This window comes from Rhizobium sp. 01L410, from assembly GCF_056400165.1.
The window spans coordinates 42,055-59,814 of record NZ_JBFTST010000009.1 but is presented as its reverse complement, the minus strand read 5'-3'; the positions used below and the strand labels follow the sequence as shown (position 1 = coordinate 59,814).

At 61.0% G+C, this 17,760-nt stretch carries 17 protein-coding genes; 6 read left to right on the top strand and 11 right to left on the bottom strand.

Annotated elements, in window-relative coordinates; translation table 11 throughout:
• Positions 1-19: 19 nt before the first annotated feature.
• Positions 20-583: a DUF308 domain-containing protein gene (locus tag AC1DV9_RS19870; protein WP_477949778.1), complete on the bottom strand. Its 564-nt coding sequence runs from the start codon at positions 581-583 to the stop codon at positions 20-22.
• Positions 584-706: 123 nt separating this feature from the next.
• On the opposite strand from AC1DV9_RS19870, the gene AC1DV9_RS19865 reads away from it, so the two are divergent.
• The gene (locus AC1DV9_RS19865; RefSeq protein ID WP_477949777.1) at positions 707-1,285 is read left to right on the top strand and encodes a TetR/AcrR family transcriptional regulator; all 579 of its coding nucleotides are present in this window, start codon (positions 707-709) and stop codon (positions 1,283-1,285) included.
• Between the two features lie 99 nt (positions 1,286-1,384).
• On the top strand, positions 1,385-2,263 hold the full coding sequence (locus tag AC1DV9_RS19860) for an aldo/keto reductase family oxidoreductase (RefSeq protein WP_477949776.1): 879 nt from the start codon (positions 1,385-1,387) through the stop codon (positions 2,261-2,263).
• A gap of 60 nt (positions 2,264-2,323) precedes the next feature.
• Here the strand turns inward: AC1DV9_RS19860 and AC1DV9_RS19855 are convergent, their stop codons facing one another.
• The 5 genes from AC1DV9_RS19855 to AC1DV9_RS19835 all read right to left on the bottom strand — a co-directional run bounded on the left by AC1DV9_RS19855 (position 2,324) and on the right by AC1DV9_RS19835 (position 7,929).
• Entirely contained in the window at positions 2,324-3,682 is a 1,359-nt protein-coding gene (locus AC1DV9_RS19855) for an esterase-like activity of phytase family protein (RefSeq protein ID WP_477949775.1), read from the bottom strand.
• Between the two features lie 45 nt (positions 3,683-3,727).
• Positions 3,728-4,801 (bottom strand): adenylate/guanylate cyclase domain-containing protein, encoded by a 1,074-nt coding sequence (locus tag AC1DV9_RS19850; protein ID WP_112537491.1) that lies wholly within the window; start codon positions 4,799-4,801, stop codon positions 3,728-3,730.
• A gap of 78 nt (positions 4,802-4,879) precedes the next feature.
• Positions 4,880-6,025 carry a ribonuclease D gene (gene rnd, locus AC1DV9_RS19845; RefSeq protein WP_477949774.1) on the bottom strand — a complete coding sequence of 382 codons (1,146 nt, stop codon included), beginning with the start codon at positions 6,023-6,025 and terminating at the stop codon, positions 4,880-4,882.
• A gap of 99 nt (positions 6,026-6,124) precedes the next feature.
• Complete coding sequence (locus tag AC1DV9_RS19840; protein WP_310298238.1) at positions 6,125-6,250, bottom strand: hypothetical protein; 126 nt, start codon at positions 6,248-6,250, stop codon at positions 6,125-6,127.
• A gap of 287 nt (positions 6,251-6,537) precedes the next feature.
• Entirely contained in the window at positions 6,538-7,929 is a 1,392-nt protein-coding gene (locus AC1DV9_RS19835) for a multicopper oxidase family protein (RefSeq protein WP_477949773.1), read from the bottom strand.
• A 242-nt stretch (positions 7,930-8,171) separates the two neighbouring features.
• On the opposite strand from AC1DV9_RS19835, the gene aspS reads away from it, so the two are divergent.
• Positions 8,172-9,962, top strand: coding sequence for an aspartate--tRNA ligase (gene aspS / locus AC1DV9_RS19830; protein WP_112517028.1), 1,791 nt, complete (start codon positions 8,172-8,174; stop codon positions 9,960-9,962).
• Between the two features lie 138 nt (positions 9,963-10,100).
• On the opposite strand, the gene AC1DV9_RS19825 is transcribed toward aspS, so the two are convergent.
• The gene (locus tag AC1DV9_RS19825) at positions 10,101-11,288 is read right to left on the bottom strand and encodes a hypothetical protein (protein WP_477949772.1); all 1,188 of its coding nucleotides are present in this window, start codon (positions 11,286-11,288) and stop codon (positions 10,101-10,103) included.
• A 216-nt stretch (positions 11,289-11,504) separates the two neighbouring features.
• On the opposite strand from AC1DV9_RS19825, the gene parC reads away from it, so the two are divergent.
• Both parC and AC1DV9_RS19815 read left to right on the top strand, forming a co-directional pair.
• Positions 11,505-13,763, top strand: coding sequence for a DNA topoisomerase IV subunit A (parC, locus tag AC1DV9_RS19820; protein WP_477949771.1), 2,259 nt, complete (start codon positions 11,505-11,507; stop codon positions 13,761-13,763).
• Between the two features lie 161 nt (positions 13,764-13,924).
• Positions 13,925-14,380 (top strand): SRPBCC family protein, encoded by a 456-nt coding sequence (locus tag AC1DV9_RS19815; RefSeq protein WP_477949770.1) that lies wholly within the window; start codon positions 13,925-13,927, stop codon positions 14,378-14,380.
• Here AC1DV9_RS19815 and AC1DV9_RS19810 read toward each other — a convergent pair.
• The 4 genes from AC1DV9_RS19810 to hemB form a co-directional block, all read right to left on the bottom strand.
• Positions 14,377-14,628 carry an AbrB/MazE/SpoVT family DNA-binding domain-containing protein gene (locus AC1DV9_RS19810; RefSeq protein ID WP_477949769.1) on the bottom strand — a complete coding sequence of 84 codons (252 nt, stop codon included), beginning with the start codon at positions 14,626-14,628 and terminating at the stop codon, positions 14,377-14,379. The genes AC1DV9_RS19815 and AC1DV9_RS19810 overlap by 4 nt on opposite strands.
• A 72-nt stretch (positions 14,629-14,700) precedes the next feature.
• Positions 14,701-15,477 carry an arginyltransferase gene (locus AC1DV9_RS19805; protein ID WP_477949768.1) on the bottom strand — a complete coding sequence of 259 codons (777 nt, stop codon included), beginning with the start codon at positions 15,475-15,477 and terminating at the stop codon, positions 14,701-14,703.
• Positions 15,478-15,644: 167 nt separating this feature from the next.
• Complete coding sequence (locus AC1DV9_RS19800; protein ID WP_112389585.1) at positions 15,645-16,103, bottom strand: RDD family protein; 459 nt, start codon at positions 16,101-16,103, stop codon at positions 15,645-15,647.
• A gap of 70 nt (positions 16,104-16,173) precedes the next feature.
• Positions 16,174-17,187 (bottom strand): porphobilinogen synthase, encoded by a 1,014-nt coding sequence (gene hemB / locus AC1DV9_RS19795; RefSeq protein WP_477949767.1) that lies wholly within the window; start codon positions 17,185-17,187, stop codon positions 16,174-16,176.
• A gap of 132 nt (positions 17,188-17,319) precedes the next feature.
• Between hemB and AC1DV9_RS19790 the strand changes: the two genes are divergently transcribed.
• Positions 17,320-17,757, top strand: coding sequence for a DUF6163 family protein (locus AC1DV9_RS19790; protein WP_112389586.1), 438 nt, complete (start codon positions 17,320-17,322; stop codon positions 17,755-17,757).
• The last annotated feature ends 3 nt before the right edge of the window (positions 17,758-17,760 follow it).

Genomic DNA, 17,760 nt, shown 5'->3' with positions numbered 1-17,760 from the left:
GTTCTTTCCAGCAGGGATTTCAAGCCTTGGCGCCAGCCCCGCGATTGGCGGCGACCGTCAGCCAGATTGCTGACACGAGGAAGTAGAATGCGCCGAAACTTGCGTAAGGCGCGATGTCGAGGATGCCAGGCATCTGAGCGCCGAGAGACTGGCTGATCATGAAGCCGCCGGCCAGCGTCGATTGCGCACCACTCAGCACCATCGCCCATTGCGCGCCGTACGAGCGCCAGCGGCGTACGCCGGTATAGAGCTGCAGCAGCCCCGACAGGATCGCCCAGATGCCGAAGGCTGCGAGAACTGCATGATTGTCCTTCATCACCGCGAGAATGACCACGATTGTCATGACGGTGCTGGCAACGACGTTGAGGCTTTGGGACGGGTTTACCTTGAGGCCGCCATTGGCTCTGGCATCGACCAGATTGGCAGCGGCATCCCAGGCCGGATAGATGACGAGCAGGATAGCCGCGATGGCAGGATACGCACCAAGGGCAACGGCTGCGGCCACCCAGGCAATCGAGAATATTGCGCGGGCGAAATAGTAAGACCGCAGCCAGGTGGTCTGCGATGAGGATTGAACTTGCATGTCAGGCTCCTTATTTTTATGCCTACCAACTAATAGGTAGGCAAACTTGTGGAGTCAATGGTTTTGATGTTTTTCTCGATACGGGTGGGCGGCTTGACATTTTTGCCTACCAAAAGGTAGGTGATGCTCATGGAGCAATCGACCTCAGAAAAAATCCTCGATATCGCGCAATCCCGCATTATCGCCGGCGGCTATAATGGCTTCAGCTATGCGGATATTTCGGATGCGATCGGTATTCGGAAGGCGAGCATCCATCACCACTTCCCGACAAAGGCCGAACTCGTTTCCGCCCTTGTCGGCCGCTATACAGGGCAGGTGAAGTCCGGCCTCGGAGGAGTGCTCGAGCAGATACCGCAGCCTGCGGCACAGCTGGATGCCTATGTCGGCCATTGGCAGAAATGCATCGCTGATGCCTCGCTGCCATTCTGCATGTGCGCCATGCTGGCAAGCGAGATCCAGATGCTTCCTCCTGATGTCGCAGCACTGGTTCGCGGCCATTTCGAATATCTTGCCAAATGGCTGGAGACGGTTCTGGAAGCCGGGGTTAGGCAGAATGCATTTCGCCTCAGCGCTTCGCCGGAAGCCCATGCACAGATATTCATGGCTTCGGTTCACGGGGCCATGCTCTCCGCCCGGACCTTGGACAAGCCTGAACTCTTCGCCGCGGTTATCGGCCCGCAGGTCGCTGCGCTGAAAGCGTAATTCATTGTCCGGAAATCCGGACAGCCCGTTCGGATTGTCTGCGGTTATCGCTTCGGTCCGCTTGCCCTATCTCTCGTGTTATTCAAACGGAGATAGACCATGTCCAATCTTGAAAAGTCCGGCACATACGCTCTTGGCCACCGCAAGGTGAAGCGGCTCGGCTACGGCGCCATGCAGCTCGCAGGCAAGGGCGTTTTCGGCCCGCCGAAGGACCGCGCCGAGGCGGTTGCCGTGTTGCGCGAGGCAATCGAAAGCGGCGTCGATCACATCGATACCAGCGATTTCTATGGCCCCCACGTCACCAACCAGATCATCAAGGAAGCCTTGCATCCGTATCGGGACGATCTCGTCATCGTCACCAAGATCGGCGCGACGCGCGGCGCCGATGCCTCGTGGAATCCGGCCTTCTCGAAAGAAGCGCTGACGCAGGCGATCCATGACAACCTGAAGAACCTCGGCCGCGAGGTCATCGAGGTGGTCAACCTTCGTGCGATGTTCGACGTTCACGGTCCGGCGGAAGGCTCGCTGGAGGAGCCGCTGACCGTTCTGGCCGATCTCCAGCGCCAAGGCCTCGTCAAGCATGTCGGGCTTTCCAACGTGACCGCCAGGCAGATTGCCGACGGCCGAAAGATCACCGAGATCGTCTGCGTTCAGAACCAGTATAATCTCGCCCATCGTGAAGACGATGCGCTGATCGCGCAGCTGGCCGCGGAGGGCACGGCCTATGTGCCGTTCTTCCCGCTCGGCGGCTTCTCGCCGCTGCAGTCATCGACGCTTTCGGAGGTCGCCAGCGAACTCGGCGCAACGCCGTTGCAGGTGGCGCTCGCATGGTTGCTGCAGCGATCGCCGAACATCCTGCTGATCCCCGGCACATCGTCGCGCGGCCATCTCCGCGAAAACCTTGCGGTCACCGATATCGTTCTGCCCGCCGAGGCTGTGACGAAGCTCGACGGCATCGGAGCCGCCAAGGGCGCATAATCCATAAAATAAGGGCGCCCGGCTCTCACCAGGCGCCCTCATCGTATCTCGAGACCCGAATTACTTCGCGTTCAGGAACTCGCCCACTTCGAGCAGGCTGAATTCGTTGTTGTCAGCCTTGTCGACGGCGCGGCCGGCCGAGAAGGGCAGGTTGTTGTCGTTGCCGATGATGATATGCGTGGCGTCGACGCGATCGACGTTTTCGATCGTCACGAACGGCATGTCGTAGACGCCGTCCTTGCTGCCGGCCTTCTTCTTGTTGTCGGGGTCCTTGATGTTCAAGAGATCGATATAGCCGATCTTGCGGACCGCCTTGCCAACATTGGCATCGTTGAACTCGATCTTGTAGACACGCTTCAGCTCTGCAGGAGCCTCGAAGCAATCCGGCTTCGGCTGCTTCGGATCGGCGCAGGCCTTGTCCTTGGTGCCCGCGCCGTTGTCGCGCTCGATGACGAGAGCGGTCGTCTCGTCCAGCATGTTGAAGTCGCCGATCGACGCGCCCTTGTCTTCGAACGGGTAGAACCAGCTGCGGCCGGTCCACTTCTTTGAGGCGACGTCGAATTCGATGATGCGGATCGCGGTATGGCCATCGACCGTCTCCATCTTGCCGTCGTCCTGGAAGAGCGCGCCTTCGAGAAGGCCGTAGAGCTTGGCTCCATCCTTCGACATCGCAAGTCCCTCGAAGCCGCCGGAGCGCTTCAGGTTGAAGACCGGGTTCTTGCCGACGGGCGTGCCCGGCAGCTGGATCAGCGCGTTGTCAGGCGAGATCACTGGCTTGCCATCGACAACAGTCGGGATGACCTCCGCCAGTGCGCCCTTGGCATCGAACTTCAGCAGATAGGGACCGAACTCGTCGCCGACCCAGAAACCGTCGGCAACCGGCTGCACGGATTCGATGTCGAAGTCGGCGCCGGTCAGATAACGGGTGTCCGAGCCTTCCATGACGATCGGGAAGGGGGCGATATTGTTCGGGTCGGAGAGGAAGAGGTTCTTGACGACTTCGGCCTTGTTGGAGGCCCAGTCGAACTTCATCTGATGCAGGAAAAGCATCGAGTCTGACGAGGTGAACTTGGAGCCGAAGCCGTTGTCGGACAGCGTCCAGAAGGTGCCGTCGGCCATCGTCTTGATACCGGAGAAGCCCTGGATCGGCTGGCCGTCGAACGGCAGCTTGAGGTCGGTGACGCGGGCGCCATCTTTGCCCGGAACGGTGCCGAGCGCTTCGGTTCGCTTGCGGTCAACAGTCGTGAACTTGCCGGAATGCTTCAGGAATTCAGGTGCATCGGCAGGAGCGGGTGTCATCGTGTTGGCAGGCAGGATTGCCTGGCCTGCGAGCGTGGCAGCAAATTCCTGCTGGTCGGCCGAAGCGGACGTGGCAATCAGAAGCAGTAGGGAAACGGAAGCGAAAAGAGCTTTTTTCATGGAGACCCCCAAAAAATGAAGTGGCGGTCCCGATTAGCAGCCGATCTATGTCGCCGAGTTGACTGTTGAGTGAAGCTTTGGTGACTGCGCCGAAAGCGGGATGGCTTGCGCCAGCGCCATGACGCCGAGCCCTTGGCCGCGGCCCTTGAGGGCATGCACGCCGAGATCCTCGGCATTGACGAAATCCGGCAGCGTCATCCGGCCGGCGAGTTCGCTGGAGATGAGGATCGGCCGGTTCAGCGCCTTGCAGAGCGATTCCAGCCGCGACGTGGTGTTCACCGTATCGCCGAAATAGGTGATCTTGTGATGATCGACGCCGATCTCGGCGGTGATGACGAAGCCGCCATGCAGGGCGGCGCGCAACCGCGGAACCTGCCCGTAGCGCTTCAGCCAGCCCTCCGCTTCGTCTTCGATAGCGTTCAGGATATCGAAGACGCAACGCACGCAGCGGCCGTTCTTCATGCCGCGGGCAAGCGGCCAGGTGATGATCGCCGCATCGCCGACATAATCGTCGATCGTGCCCCGGTTGCGCCGGACGGGTTCTGCAAAGGCGGCAAACAGCGAGTTCAGCATCTGCTGGGCGCGCAGGTCGCCATGCTTTTCGGCAAAGGGCGTCGAATCCACCAGGTCGATGAACAGGAAGATGCGCTCTTCGCTGACAGGGTTGCGGTAGCGGCCGGTCAGCATCGCAAGGAAGACGTCGCGGCCGAGCAGTTCGCGGACGCGTACGACGAAGATGACCGCGGCGCAGACGACGAGCGCATACATGAAGACGTTGAACGGCAGGACGATCGCCTCGACCCAGGATGTCGACGGGATGGCGCCGATGCCGCGCAGGAAAAGCCCGGCAACGGCAAAGCCGAGGCTCATCAGGATTTCATAGATGAACAGCTGCGCGAGGAAATAGGTCAGCGTCGGCAGCCGCTGGATCCGGCGTGAGAGGCCACGCAGGATCGCCTTGCGCTCGAAGGCGAGGATCGGCATGCCGATAAACAGCGCGAAGGTTGCCCCGATGAACGGCCTGCTGTCGCCATAGAACAGCACGTCGTAGAGAACGCCGCTGCCGGCCATGACAATCGAAAGCAGGAGCCAGTTCTGTACCGGTGATATTTCTCGCATCAGCGCTATCGCCTTGATTTGCCGTATAGTGTCCGGCCATGTAGGCGGCCGGTCAAGGCATTTCAAAGGCAAGAAGCCTCAGAGAGTGACCGTATCCACCTTCCGGCCGGCAAAACGCAGCGCGATCTCGCCCTTGATGAGCTGCAGCGCAGGCTCGCCGAACAGTTCGCGGCGCCAGCCATGCAGAGCAGAGACCTCAGCCTTCTCGCCTTCGGCAGCGATCTTGTCGAGATCCTCGCTATTGGCGATGACCTTCGGCGCAACGCCATGCTTTTCGGAGATCAGCTTCAAGAGGACCTTGAGCAGCTCGACGGCGGCCGCAGCGCCTTCCGGCGCCTGGGTGTGGCGCGGCACATGCGGCATGTCGGCCTTCGGCAGCGCCAGCGCCTCGTTGACGGCTTCGAGGACAGCGGCGCCGGACGAGGAGCGCTCCCAGCCCTTCGGGATGGTTCGCAGGCGGCCGAGCGCCTCGGTATCCTTGGGCTGCTGCTGGGCGATTTCGTAAATGGCATCGTCCTTCAATACGCGCGAGCGCGGCACATTGCGGGCGCGGGCCTCGCGCTCGCGCCAGGCGGCGACATATTTCAGGATCGCCAGTTCCTGCGGCTTGCGCAGGCGCATCTTCAGGCGTTGCCAGGCATCGTCAGGATGCATGTCGTAGGTTTCACGCGCCTCGAGCACATCCATCTCTTCCGAAAGCCACGAGGAGCGGCCTTCGCGCTCCAGTTCGTCCTTCAGATAGAGATAGGCGTCGCGCAGATGCGTGACGTCGGCCAGCGCGTAATCGAGCTGCTTTTCGGAAAGCGGGCGGCGGCTCCAGTCGGTGAAGCGCGACGACTTGTCGATCTGCACACCCTTGGTGCGGCTGACGAGCTGGTCGTAGGAAACGCTGTCGCCGAAGCCGCAGACCATAGCGGCGACCTGCGTGTCGAAGATCGGATGCGGGATCAGCCCGCCGCGGTTGAAAATGATTTCGATGTCCTGCCGCGCGGCATGGAACACCTTCAGAACCGCCGTATTGGCCATCAGCTCGAAGAACGGCGCCAGATCGATGCCCTTGGCCAACGGATCGACAATGACTTCGGTCGTCGGGCTCGCCATCTGGATCAGGCAGAGCTCCGGCCAGAAGGTCGTTTCACGCAGAAACTCGGTGTCGATCGTGATGAAGTCGGACTTGGCCAGCTCTTTGCAGGCGGCCGCCAATTCGGCGGTTGTTTCGATCATATCAATTCATTCACAAGGAAAAAGGACGTTTAACCTTCCTTCTCCTTTCGAAGTGATATGTCAATACGTTGAAGGCGCTGCTTGCCATACGGATGTGGGCTATTCGCCGGGATGAGGCTTCTCGTTGTGCTTGCGATCGCCTCTGGTCGCGAGGAACACGGTCAAGCCGAGCACAAGGCCACCTACCGGCACGATCAACATATTCAGAAATTGATCAATGGTCATGGCGAAAGGCCTTTCAGAGTTCTCCGTGCAAGGAAATGTAGTGCGCCGGAAGCTCCTAAGCAAATCACGACTACGAGGTTGCCCACGGATAGCAAACTGCTGGTGTTATTCAGACTAGCGATTGCGGGTTGCAAATGAGCCAACGGCGAAAACCGCGATCGCAACGCCATTAATGTAAGTAGCGGTCAGTTTGGTCCGCTCATTGTGGACAAGGCTCACGGTGCAGACTGTTCCAATATGGATGTCACACACTTTTATACAATCTAAGCGTTCATTGCGCAATCACCTCAAACGACCCTGACGTAGCTCGTCATGCCCGTCTTCTGATGCTCGATGATATGGCAATGGAGCAGCCAGTCGCCCGGATTGTCGGCGACGAAGGCGAGCTGCACTTTCTCGTCGGGCTGGATCAGATAGGTGTCGGAGACGACGGGCATCACCTCTCGGGTCGAGGAGGAGATCACCTTGAAGCTCATGCCGTGCAGATGGATCGGGTGCAGGTGAGGGGTGACGTTTTCGAGCTGGAAGATGTAGCTCTTGCCCAGCTTGAGCTCCGCAAGCGGCGCCGTCGGATCCGGCGTGTCGCCGGGCCATGGAACCTTGTTGATCGCCCAGAAACTGTAGCCAAGCGTTCCGCAGATGCTGTCGGCAGGCGCATTCTCGGCCGTGGCGCTAAGCAGCAGCGGGATCTTCTCGGCGGACGAGAGATCGGCCTCCGGAACGGGATTGGCAGCAAGCGCCCCGAGATCTCCGGCATTCCGCTTCAGCGATTTCCCCGTGGCGCGCAGGCTCGCAAGCGTCTTCGGGTTCGTGCCGCGAATATCCTCGAGCGTCGCGATCTCGCCTTCGCTATCGGGCATGCGAACCGCGAGATCCAGCCGCTGTCCGGGGCCGATCTGCAGCAGTTCGAGCGGAAAGCGCTTCGGCACCGGGCTGCCGTCGATGGCGATCACGGTAGCTTCGGCACCTTCCATTTTCAGCGAATAGATGCGGGTGACGTCGGTTACTGCGATGCGCAGGCGCACGAGACCGCCTGAGGGCACATCATATTGCGGCTCCTGATGCCAGTTGGCGGTGCGCACCGTGCCGTAGGTGCCGGTCTTGGCCGCATCGCGCGGCCGGAACGGGGCAATGAACTGGCCGTCGCCGCCAAGCCGCCAGTCGCGCAGATTGAGCACCACTTCGGTGTCGAAGACCGGATCGGCCGGATCCTCGACGACGATGACGCCGGTCATCCCGTGGCCCATCTGTGTCAGCGTGTTGCAATGCGGGTGATACCAGAAGGTCCCGGCATCCGGCGGTGTGAAGTTATAGTCGAAGCTGTCGTTCGTGTAGACATAAGGCTGCGTCATGAACGGCACGCCGTCCATCCGGTTGTCGATCCGCAGGCCGTGCCAGTGGATTGTCGTCGGCTCGTCGAGCGTGTTCGTCAGCTTCGCCGCATAGGGTTTGCCGCGTGCCATGCGCAGCACCGGCGGCATGCCCTGGTCTCCCCAGGTCATGATGTCCTTTGTCGGCCCGAACTCGGTCAGCGCCGCCTGCGTCTTCACCGCCTTCAGCACCTGCGGCTCGGGCGCCGCCTCGGCAAAGCCGAATTTGCCGGCGGCGCCGATCCCGACGCCATAGGCGCCTGCGACTGCGGAAGCTTTCAGAAGGTTACGGCGGGTGAGGAGAGGCATGGAACGCTCCGGGGGCAGGGATGCGCCATCTTTAAAGTTGACTGGCGGTTTCATCAATAAGCAAGTGCCAGCCAAACTGCCGCAGCCGCCTCCGCAATAAACCGGCGTCTAACCGGCGCGAATGTCCGCTAAGCCTTGACAAATCAGACCGTCCATGCGCTTTTCCGCCCGATTTTCTTGTCGGCGCTTGAGGGTGGAATTTGCCCTTGCAGCCGTCTCAGCAGATACCGGGAATTGAGATTATGCATCGCTACCGCAGCCACACCTGTGCCGCCCTCCGCAAGTCGGACGTCGGCTCGACCGTCCGGATTTCCGGCTGGGTTCACCGCGTTCGTGACCATGGCGGCGTGCTCTTCATCGACCTTCGCGATCATTACGGCATCACCCAGGTCGTTGCCGATCCGGATAGTCCGGCTTTCAAGACCGCGGAAGTTGTGCGCGGCGAGTGGGTCATCCGCATCGATGGTCTGGTGAAGGCCCGTACGGAAGACACCGTCAACAAGACCATGGCGACCGGCGAGATCGAACTCTACGCCCAGGAGATCGAAGTCCTGGCGGTTGCCAAGGAACTGCCGCTCCCGGTCTTCGGCGAGCCTGATTATCCTGAAGACGTTCGCCTCAAGTACCGCTTCCTCGACCTTCGCCGCGATACGCTGCACAAGAACATCGTCAAGCGCACGCAGATCATCTCCGATATCCGCAACCGCATGGCCTCGGCCGGCTTCGGCGAATACACGACCCCGATCCTGACAGCTTCGTCGCCGGAAGGCGCGCGCGACTTCCTCGTTCCGAGCCGTATCCATCCCGGCCAGTTCTTCGCCCTGCCGCAGGCGCCGCAGCAGTACAAGCAGCTGCTGATGGTTGCCGGTTTCGACCGCTACTTCCAGATCGCGCCGTGCTTCCGTGACGAAGATCCGCGCGCCGACCGTCTGCCGGGCGAATTCTACCAGCTCGACGTCGAAATGAGCTTCGTCACCCAGGAAGACGTCTGGGATACGATGGCTCCGATCGTCACCAACGTGTTCGAGCAGTTCGCCGAAGGCAAGCCGGTCACCAAGGAATGGCCGCGCATCCCCTACGACGTCGCGATCCGCAAATACGGCTCCGACAAGCCGGACCTGCGCAACCCGATCGAGATGCAGGCCGTCACCGAACATTTCGACGGCTCCGGCTTCAAGGTTTTCGCCGGCATGATCGCCGCAAACCCGAAGGTCGAAGTCTGGGCGATCCCGGCGAAGACCGGTGGCTCCCGCGCATTCTGCGACCGCATGAATGCCTGGGCTCAGTCGCTGGGACAGCCGGGCCTCGGCTACATCTTCTGGAAGGAAGAGGACGGCAAGGTCGGCGGCTCCGGCCCGCTCGCCAAGAACATCGGCGAAGAGCGCACCGAGGCGCTCCGCGTTCAGCTCGGCCTTGAAGCAGGCGACGCCGCCTTCTTCGTCGCCGGGGAACCTGCCAAGTTCTACAAGTTCGCAGGCGAAGCCCGCACCAAGGCTGGTGAAGACCTGAACCTCGTCGATCGCGACCGCTTCGAGCTGTGCTGGATCATCGACTTCCCGTTCTACGAATGGAGCGAGGAAGACAAGAAGGTTGACTTCGCGCATAACCCCTTCTCGATGCCGCAGGGCGGTCTCGAGGCGCTGCAGACCAAGGAGCCATTGTCGCTCAAGGCCTACCAGTACGACGCCGTCTGCAACGGCTTCGAAATCGCTTCGGGCTCGATCCGTAACCAGTCTCCAGAAGCCATGGTCAAGGCCTTCGAACTGGTCGGTCTCAGCCAGACGGATGTCGAAGAGCGCTTCGGCGGCATGTACCGCGCCTTCCAGTACGGCGCGCCTCCGCATGGCGGCTGCGCATTCGGTATCGACCGTATCGTCATGCTGCTGCTCGGCGCCAAGAACCTGCGCGAAATCACGCTGTTCCCGATGAACCAGCAGGCCCAGGATCTGCTGATGAACGCGCCTTCTCCGGCCACGCCGAAGCAGCTGATGGAGCTGTCACTGCGTGTCATGCCGCAGCCGAAGAAGGACTGAGCCTAGCTCCTTCACTCATTTCAAAGAGCCGCCTTCGTCACGCGAAGGCGGCTCTTTCTTTTGGGGGTTGCGGCGGCAAAGAAAAACCCGGCCGCTGAGCGGCCGGGTCATCAGAATGCAGGTCGGATTTGCCTGATCTTACTGGTTCGCGTTGATCTTCACACCGAGAACGTTCGGCAGCGTGTTCGGAGCGCCCATGGCAGCACCCATGATCGTCGGGAACGGCACGGCCTGGGCCGGTTCTGCGCTGACAACGAAGCTCTTCGGGTCGTCGAGATAGGTGTTCACGGCTGCGGAGATGGCGTTCTGCAGTTCGGGAACGTTGAGCTGTGCAACAGCCAGCGGTGCCATGGCCTTCAGTGCGTCGCCCATCTGCTTGCCGGTCATGTTCTGCTTGGAACCGGCATAGTCGAGCGCACGCTTGGTGATCGAGGCGTCGTCGAAGCGGATTTCGGCGCTGTTGAAGGACAGCTGCTGCAGCAGGCCAAGCATGGCAAGGCCGAGAGCCTGCTGGGCTTCTTCCTTGTTCGGGTTGGCTTCGGAGGCCTTGGCGGCTTCCTGCAGCGACTTCATGAAGGCAGGCGTGTAGCCCGAAATCTTGAAGGCAAGGTTCAGGCGGCCGACATTGGTGACGTCGAAGGCGAATTCGGAAATGTCGATCGTGCCGGGAGCCAGATCCCAGGCGCCCTTCATGGTGATGTCGCCATTGACATGCTCGAGCGCGAGCTTCTCGATCGCTTCCTTTGACTGCGGGTCAGGAGCGTTGCTGAGATCGGCCTTCATGCTCTTGAAGGCGCCGTCGAAGTCGAAGCCGGACTCGTCTTCGCGAACCGTCAGGTTCATGTCGGTCTCGGCCAGCGAGAACACGTCCTTGCCGTCCTTGGTGACCTTGAACGGGCCGGTATGCGCCGTCTCGTAGAGCAGCATGGAATCGATGCCGTCGCCCGTCGCATCAGCCGGGATGGAGATGCCGCCGAGCTTCATGTCGCTGGCGCTGACGGTCGCACCGTCTTCGGTGACGTTGATGTCGGGGAAGGTGGCTTCCTCGATGTAGTAGCCGCCGTCTTCGTCTTCTTCGACGCCCGTCAGCGTGATGTCGCCGATCTTCAGCGCTTCGCCGGCGGCAGGCTTGAAGCCGGCATTCTTCAGCGTCACCGTTGTGTCGTTGACATCGACGCCATCGGCAACGATCGTGCCGCCCTGCGCGATATAGGCAGCGTTCAGCTTCTTCAGCAGATCCTGGCCGTCGAGCGCGAACGCGTTTGAGGTGAGCGACAGGAGTGCCGCGCCGGAAAGCATAAGCCGGGTGGTCCGGTAAAATGTCATGACGAAATCCTCTGGTGGCGGTTGGGCTAGTCTATTGCGGGGTCGAGGCGCGTTATATTTGTGCGAACTCTAAATTTTAGTTGATACGCAAAGCAAACGAAGTCCAAATGACGTGGCGATGCTTGATGGCCACATGATGTCATTCTGGCATGTCATCCACAGGCGCAAGCCCCTCGATTCCTTGCCGTGGAGAGCCTTCTAGGCTAGGCAAGGCCTATGGGACAAGAGATTTTGCCGCCTTCCGGCGGGGACGACGACAGCATTCTTCCGGTTGACCTCAAAGCCGCGCTCGAAGAGCGTTACTTGGCCTATGCGCTGTCGACCATCATGCACCGCGCTCTTCCGGATGTGCGCGACGGCCTGAAGCCGGTGCACCGGCGCATCATTCACGCGATGAGCGAGATGGGCATCCGCCCCAACGCCGCCTTCAAGAAATGCGCCCGTATCGTCGGTGACGTCATCGGTAAGTTCCACCCGCATGGCGACCAGTCGGTTTATGACGCGCTGGTGCGCCTGGCGCAGGACTTCTCGCAGCGCTATCCGCTGGTGGACGGGCAGGGGAACTTCGGCAATATCGACGGCGACAATGCGGCTGCCTATCGTTACACCGAAGCCCGCATGACCGAGGTCACCGCGCTGCTGCTCGATGGCATCGAGCAGGACGCCGTCGATTTTCGTCTGACCTATAACGAGGAAGACGAGGAACCGACGGTTCTGCCGGGTTCCTTCCCGAACCTGCTCGCCAACGGCTCGTCCGGCATCGCAGTCGGCATGGCGACGTCCATTCCCTCGCATAATGCGCACGAGCTCTGCGACGCAGCATTGCATCTGATCAAGCATCCGGATGCCACGGTCGAGACGCTGGTGGAATCCTTCATTCCCGGCCCCGACTTCCCGACCGGCGGCATCATCATCGATAGCCGCGCCAGCATCATCGAAGCCTACAAGACCGGCCGCGGCGGTTTCCGCACGCGCGCCAAGTGGGAGACGGAGGATCTCGGCCGCGGCGGCTACCAGATCGTCGTCACCGAAATCCCGTTCCAGGTTCAGAAGTCGCGCCTGATCGAAAAGATCGCCGAGCTGCTGATCGCCCGCAAGCTGCCGCTTCTCGAAGATATCCGCGACGAGTCCGCCGAAGACGTGCGCGTCGTCCTGGTGCCGAAGAACCGCACCGTCGATCCGACGATCCTGATGGAATCGATGTTCAAGTTGACGGAGCTCGAAAGCCGCTTCCCGCTGAATATGAACGTGCTGTCGATGGGCCGCGTTCCGCGCGTCATGGCGTTGAACGAAGTGCTGAAGGAATGGCTGGATCACCGCCGCGACGTGCTGCAGCGCCGCTCGCGCTTCCGCCTTGCCGCCATCGAACGGCGCATTGAAATCCTCGGCGGTCTGTTGATCGCCTACCTGAATATCGATGAAGTCATCCGCATCATTCGCGAGGAAGACGAGCCGAAGCCTGTGATGATCGCCCGCTGGGACCTGACGGACAATCAGGTCGAGGCGATCCTCAACATGCGGCTGCGCTCGCTGCGCAAGCTCGAGGAATTCGAGATCCGCAAGGAGTTCGACGAACTGACCGCCGAGAAGGCCGGCATCGAAGCGCTGCTCGCCTCCGACGAGAAGCAGTGGCAGACGGTTGCCTGGGAAATCGGCGAGGTGAAGAAGAAATTCGCGAAAGCGACCGAGCTCGGCCGTCGCCGCACCCAGTTTGCCGATGCGCCAGAAGCCGATGAAGATGCCATCCAGCAGGCGATGATCGAGAAGGAACCGATCACCGTCGTCGTCTCCGAAAAGGGCTGGATCCGCGCTCTCAAGGGCCATATTTCGGATACGGCCTCGCTGACCTTCAAGGAAGGCGACGCGCTGAAGGTCGCATTCCCGGCGCAGACAACGGACAAGATCCTGATCGTCACCACCGGCGGCAAGGCCTTTACGCTGGGCGGCGACAAGCTGCCCGGTGGCCGTGGCCATGGCGAGCCGCTGCGCATCATGATCGACATGGACAACGACCAGGACGTGCTGACCGCCTTCGTCCACGATCCCTCGCGCAAGCAGCTGATCGTCTCGACGGCCGGCAACGGCTTCGTCGTCGCGGAATCGGAAATGGCTGCCAATACCCGCAAGGGCAAGCAGATCATGAATGTCTCGATGCCGGACGAGACCAAGCTGCTGGTCCCAGTCAGCGGTGACCACGTTGCTGTCGTCGGCGAGAACCGCAAGATGCTGGTCTTCCCGCTGGCGCAGGTCCCCGAAATGGGCCGTGGCAAGGGCGTTCGCCTGCAGCGCTACAAGGATGGCGGCATCTCCGATGTCCGCTGCTTCGCGATCGACGCTGGCCTCTCCTGGGAGGACAGCGCAGGCCGCATGTTCAACAAGAACAAGGACGAGCTGGCCGAATGGCTGGCCGACCGCGCCACAGCCGGACGCACCGTCCCGAAGGGCTTCCCGCGTAGCGGCAAATTCGCCGGCTGACACCGGTAACATTTTGGCGAGCCGCTCTTGGCGAGCGGTTTGCCTCCTCTATCTCAGTCCTGTCACCAAAAAACTGGGAACGGCTCCATTCCGAAGGCGGACGGAATGGCCCCGCAGAGAACCTGCGGCGTGCATTGGGCCTGTTACACGGAGGAAAATCGATGTCCGCAGAGAAGATCAAACTCACCGTTACGCATACCTATAGAGCGCCGCCGTCGGTGGTCTATGATTCCTGGCTCAACCCGGCGATAGCCAGGCGCTTCCTCTTCGCCACTAATGACGGCCATGTCATCCGCGCTGAAATCGACGCCCATGTCGGCGGCCGCTTCCTCGTCGTTGACCGCCGCCCGACCGGCGATGCCTGCCACAGCGGCATCTTTCTTGAATTGCACCGCCCGAAACGCATGGTCTTCAGCTTCTCCGTCGAAGATCACGACCATTGCACCGACCGCGTCCAGATCGATTTCGAACAGCTGGGCAGCGGCTGCCGCCTGACGCTGACACATGAGATGTGCTCGGAATGGGCCGCCCATGAGGAAAAGACCCGTCAGGGCTGGGCGCATGTGATGGAAGGTCTGGAGCGGGAAGTCGATCAGGTCGACCGGCTAGCGAGCTAGCTGTCGGCCAAACGGTTCAGCGCGGTTTTGTATTTCTGCATGCCGATCCGCGCTGCTTCCAGCTGCTCTTCGAAATCCGCTTCTTCTTCGGGGGAGAGATGGACCGGTTCCTCAGTCGGTGAGAGGCGCGGTTCCACGAGCGCTGTAAGGGCGACGGAATCGCCAACTTTCAATCCGTGACGATCGAGAAAATCCCGTGGCAAGATGACGTAGATGTCGGCGCCGTTCGTTTCGAGCTTTACACGCATAGTTGTACCTCGTGGCGAGAAACAATCTCATGGGGCGGAAGCGATCGCAAGGCTCATCTTTTGGGGAATGTCTTAATCCGTGCCGCCTTCAGCAAGCACCGATGGATCGAAACGTTCCCATCCGCGTGGCGTCAGATGTTCCTGCGGCTGGAAGCGGGTCTTGTAATCCATCTTCCGCGATCCCTGGACCCAGTAGCCGAGATAGACATGCGGAAGGCCGAGCGCCTTGGTGCGCTTCACATGGTCGAGGATCATGTAGGTGCCGAGCGAGCGGCGGTCGTAGTCGGGGTTGAAATAGGAATAGACCATCGACAGGCCGTCGCTCATCGTATCCGTCAATGCAGCCGCGATCAGCTCGCCGCGCGGCCGGCTCTCGAGGCCGGAGCCTTCCTCCCGCTTGCGGTATTCGATGATGCGCGTGTTGACGTGGGTGTCCTCCACCATGATCGCATAGTCGAGCACCGTCATGTCGGACATGCCGCCCTGCTGGTGTCGGTAGTCGAGATAGCGGCGGAAGAGCGAATATTGCTCACTGGACGGCTGGGCCGGAAATTCGGTGGCGATCAGATCGCTGTTGTTGCCCATCACCCGCGTCATCGATTTCGTCGGCTGGAATTCCTGCGCCAGGATGCGCACGGAGACGCAGGCGCGACAGGCTTCGCAGGCCGGGCGGTAGGCGATGTTCTGGGAACGGCGGAAACCGCCTTGCGTCAGGATATCGTTCATCTCGGCCGCACGCGGGCCGACCAGATGCGTAAAGACCTTGCGCTCCATCTCCTGCGGCAGATACGGGCATGCAGCCGGTGCCGTCAGATAAAACTGAGGGGATGGCGTGGTCTGCGTATTCATCTGACGCGGATGGTTCCTTCGGTGACCGTCAATCTTGACAGCATGACTTAAGAATAAAAAACGTCAACAGCGCGGCCGGTTTCTCCGCGCTATCATTTTGTCGTAGATATTTGATATGGCGCCCCGAACTGGCACGCAAAGGCCAGCCGGGGACTTTATTTCCGCAATCAGTTGGTGCGCACCGTCACGGTGCCGACCAGGAAGTCGTGGATCATCCGGCTGCGCTCGGTGAAAAGACCGACCAGAAGAATCAGCGGCGTCAGCACCGAGTTCAGGATCCAGAACAGCGCCAGGTGAACGATCGCCGTCAGGAAATCGAGCGGACGCCCGTCGACGCGCATCATCTGGATGCCCATCGCCCGCATGCCGAGCGAGGCCTGCGCGGGGCCGCCGACCGTCAGGCCGAAATAGATGCCCGCCACCAGCACGAAGAGCGCCGGATAGAGGAAGAAACCGAGGCCGAGCGTCACGATCGACAGGAAGAACAGCACGACCGCTGCCGGAATGCACAGCAGCAGCACGATGATGTAATCCAGGATGAACGCAAAGACCCGCCGGCTGAGCGTCCCGCTATAGGCGCGCCAGTCGTCCGGTGCGGCGTAGACGGGATTGGGGTTCAGGCTCATCGAGGTCTCCTTTGAAAAACGATGCCACTGATATGGTGTCGGCGGCTGGAGATGCAATGATGCGCGATTTTCAGCCTTTGGCGAGCTTGCGGGCGACCTCGATCGCGAAATAGGTCAGGATCCCGTCGCAGCCGGCGCGCTTGAAGGCGAGCAGCGTCTCCATCATCGCCCGGTCGCCATCGATCCAGCCGTTCGCCGCCGCCGCCTTGATCTGCGAATATTCGCCCGACACCTGATAGGCGAAGGTCGGCAGGCCGAAGGCTTCCTTCATCCGCCAGCAGATGTCGAGATAGGGCAGGCCGGGCTTGACCATCAGCATGTCGGCGCCTTCCTCGACGTCGAGTGCGGCATCGCGGATCGCCTCCGTGCCGTTGGCGGGGTCGATATAATAGGTCTTCTTGTCGCCCTTCAGCAGGCCGCCGGTCGAGATCGCCTCGCGGTAGGGGCCGTAGAAGGCGGAGGCGAATTTCGTCGCATAGCTCATGATGCCGACATTCTGGTGGCCGGCCGCATCCAGCGCGTAGCGGATGGCGCCGATGCGTCCGTCCATCATTTCGGAGGGCGAGATGATGTCGGAACCGGCATCGGCCTGCATCACCGCTGCACGCGCCACCTGATCGACCGTCTCGTCGTTGACGATCTCGCCGTCGCGCAGAATGCCGTCATGGCCATGGCTGGTGAACGGATCGAGCGCCACATCGGTGATGACGCCGATAGTGGGCACATGCTTCTTCAGCGCGATCGTCGCCTGGTTGATCAGGTTGTTGACCTCGAGACTGTTCGAGCCGGTGGCGTCGCGCAGCTCCATCTCGATATTCGGGAAAGTGGCGATCGCGGGAACGCCGAGATCGGCCGCTTCCTTCGCTGCTTCCACCAGCCTGTCGACGCTCATCCTGTTGACGCCTGGCATTGCCGGGATCGGCTCGACGATGCCGCTGCCGGGCACGACGAAGACCGGCCAGATCAGGTCGTCCACCGTCAGCCGGTTTTCCTGCACCAGGCGGCGCGTCCAGTCGGCCTTGCGGTTGCGGCGCATGCGGCGGTGTCCGGTAATGTCGTCGACGAGGTGGGTCTTGTCCTGCATTGTCTTGTCCCTGGCCATTCCATTTGCTGGCGCGCTCATTATCATGCCATCTTCGAAATCCAAACCGGACGATTGGCCGCGCCGCCTGATCCCGTCTGGCGAAGTGCAGAAGGCAAACATAAAGTCCGCCCCATGGAAAATGATTCTCCGGCCCTGCCGAAACGCACGCTGACCGACCTGATGTTCATCCTCTTCCTGAGGCTGGTGGCGATCACCTGTTTCTGGTTCGGCCTGCAATATTGGGGGATGCTGGTCGGCTACTCGCTGGTCGGTGCCGGCCGCTTCGATCTGCTCAGCCTGCCCTGGAAGGTTTGCGCCACGACGCTGGCCGTCGTCTTCCCCGTCGCCTCGCTTGGCCTATGGCTGACGGTCTCCTGGGGGCCGGTCGTCTGGGTGCTCGCCGCAGGCCTGCAGGTGCTGATGCATGGCGTCCTGCCGGAGATCTTCGGCTCCAACAAACTCATTGTTTTGACACATGGATTGGTGGCCCTGATGTACCTGGCTTTCCGTATCGCATTGTGGTTCGAGAAGCGCAGGCAGCGCCGTCAGGTAAGCGTTGATTTACCCTGATAC

What these genes read in the sequence shown, in the direction of transcription:
- AC1DV9_RS19870 (WP_477949778.1), bottom strand. Translation starts at nt 583, where the DNA reads ATGCAAGTTCAATCCTCATCGCAGACCACCTGGCTGCGGTCTTACTAT.
- AC1DV9_RS19865 (WP_477949777.1), top strand. Translation starts at nt 707, where the DNA reads ATGCTCATGGAGCAATCGACCTCAGAAAAAATCCTCGATATCGCGCAA.
- AC1DV9_RS19860 (WP_477949776.1), top strand. Translation starts at nt 1,385, where the DNA reads ATGTCCAATCTTGAAAAGTCCGGCACATACGCTCTTGGCCACCGCAAG.
- AC1DV9_RS19855 (WP_477949775.1), bottom strand. Translation starts at nt 3,682, where the DNA reads ATGAAAAAAGCTCTTTTCGCTTCCGTTTCCCTACTGCTTCTGATTGCC.
- AC1DV9_RS19850 (WP_112537491.1), bottom strand. Translation starts at nt 4,801, where the DNA reads ATGCGAGAAATATCACCGGTACAGAACTGGCTCCTGCTTTCGATTGTC.
- rnd (WP_477949774.1), bottom strand. Translation starts at nt 6,025, where the DNA reads ATGATCGAAACAACCGCCGAATTGGCGGCCGCCTGCAAAGAGCTGGCC.
- AC1DV9_RS19840 (WP_310298238.1), bottom strand. Translation starts at nt 6,250, where the DNA reads ATGACCATTGATCAATTTCTGAATATGTTGATCGTGCCGGTAGGTGGC.
- AC1DV9_RS19835 (WP_477949773.1), bottom strand. Translation starts at nt 7,929, where the DNA reads ATGCCTCTCCTCACCCGCCGTAACCTTCTGAAAGCTTCCGCAGTCGCA.
- aspS (WP_112517028.1), top strand. Translation starts at nt 8,172, where the DNA reads ATGCATCGCTACCGCAGCCACACCTGTGCCGCCCTCCGCAAGTCGGAC.
- AC1DV9_RS19825 (WP_477949772.1), bottom strand. Translation starts at nt 11,288, where the DNA reads ATGACATTTTACCGGACCACCCGGCTTATGCTTTCCGGCGCGGCACTC.
- parC (WP_477949771.1), top strand. Translation starts at nt 11,505, where the DNA reads ATGGGACAAGAGATTTTGCCGCCTTCCGGCGGGGACGACGACAGCATT.
- AC1DV9_RS19815 (WP_477949770.1), top strand. Translation starts at nt 13,925, where the DNA reads ATGTCCGCAGAGAAGATCAAACTCACCGTTACGCATACCTATAGAGCG.
- AC1DV9_RS19810 (WP_477949769.1), bottom strand. Translation starts at nt 14,628, where the DNA reads ATGCGTGTAAAGCTCGAAACGAACGGCGCCGACATCTACGTCATCTTG.
- AC1DV9_RS19805 (WP_477949768.1), bottom strand. Translation starts at nt 15,477, where the DNA reads ATGAATACGCAGACCACGCCATCCCCTCAGTTTTATCTGACGGCACCG.
- AC1DV9_RS19800 (WP_112389585.1), bottom strand. Translation starts at nt 16,103, where the DNA reads ATGAGCCTGAACCCCAATCCCGTCTACGCCGCACCGGACGACTGGCGC.
- hemB (WP_477949767.1), bottom strand. Translation starts at nt 17,187, where the DNA reads ATGCAGGACAAGACCCACCTCGTCGACGACATTACCGGACACCGCCGC.
- AC1DV9_RS19790 (WP_112389586.1), top strand. Translation starts at nt 17,320, where the DNA reads ATGGAAAATGATTCTCCGGCCCTGCCGAAACGCACGCTGACCGACCTG.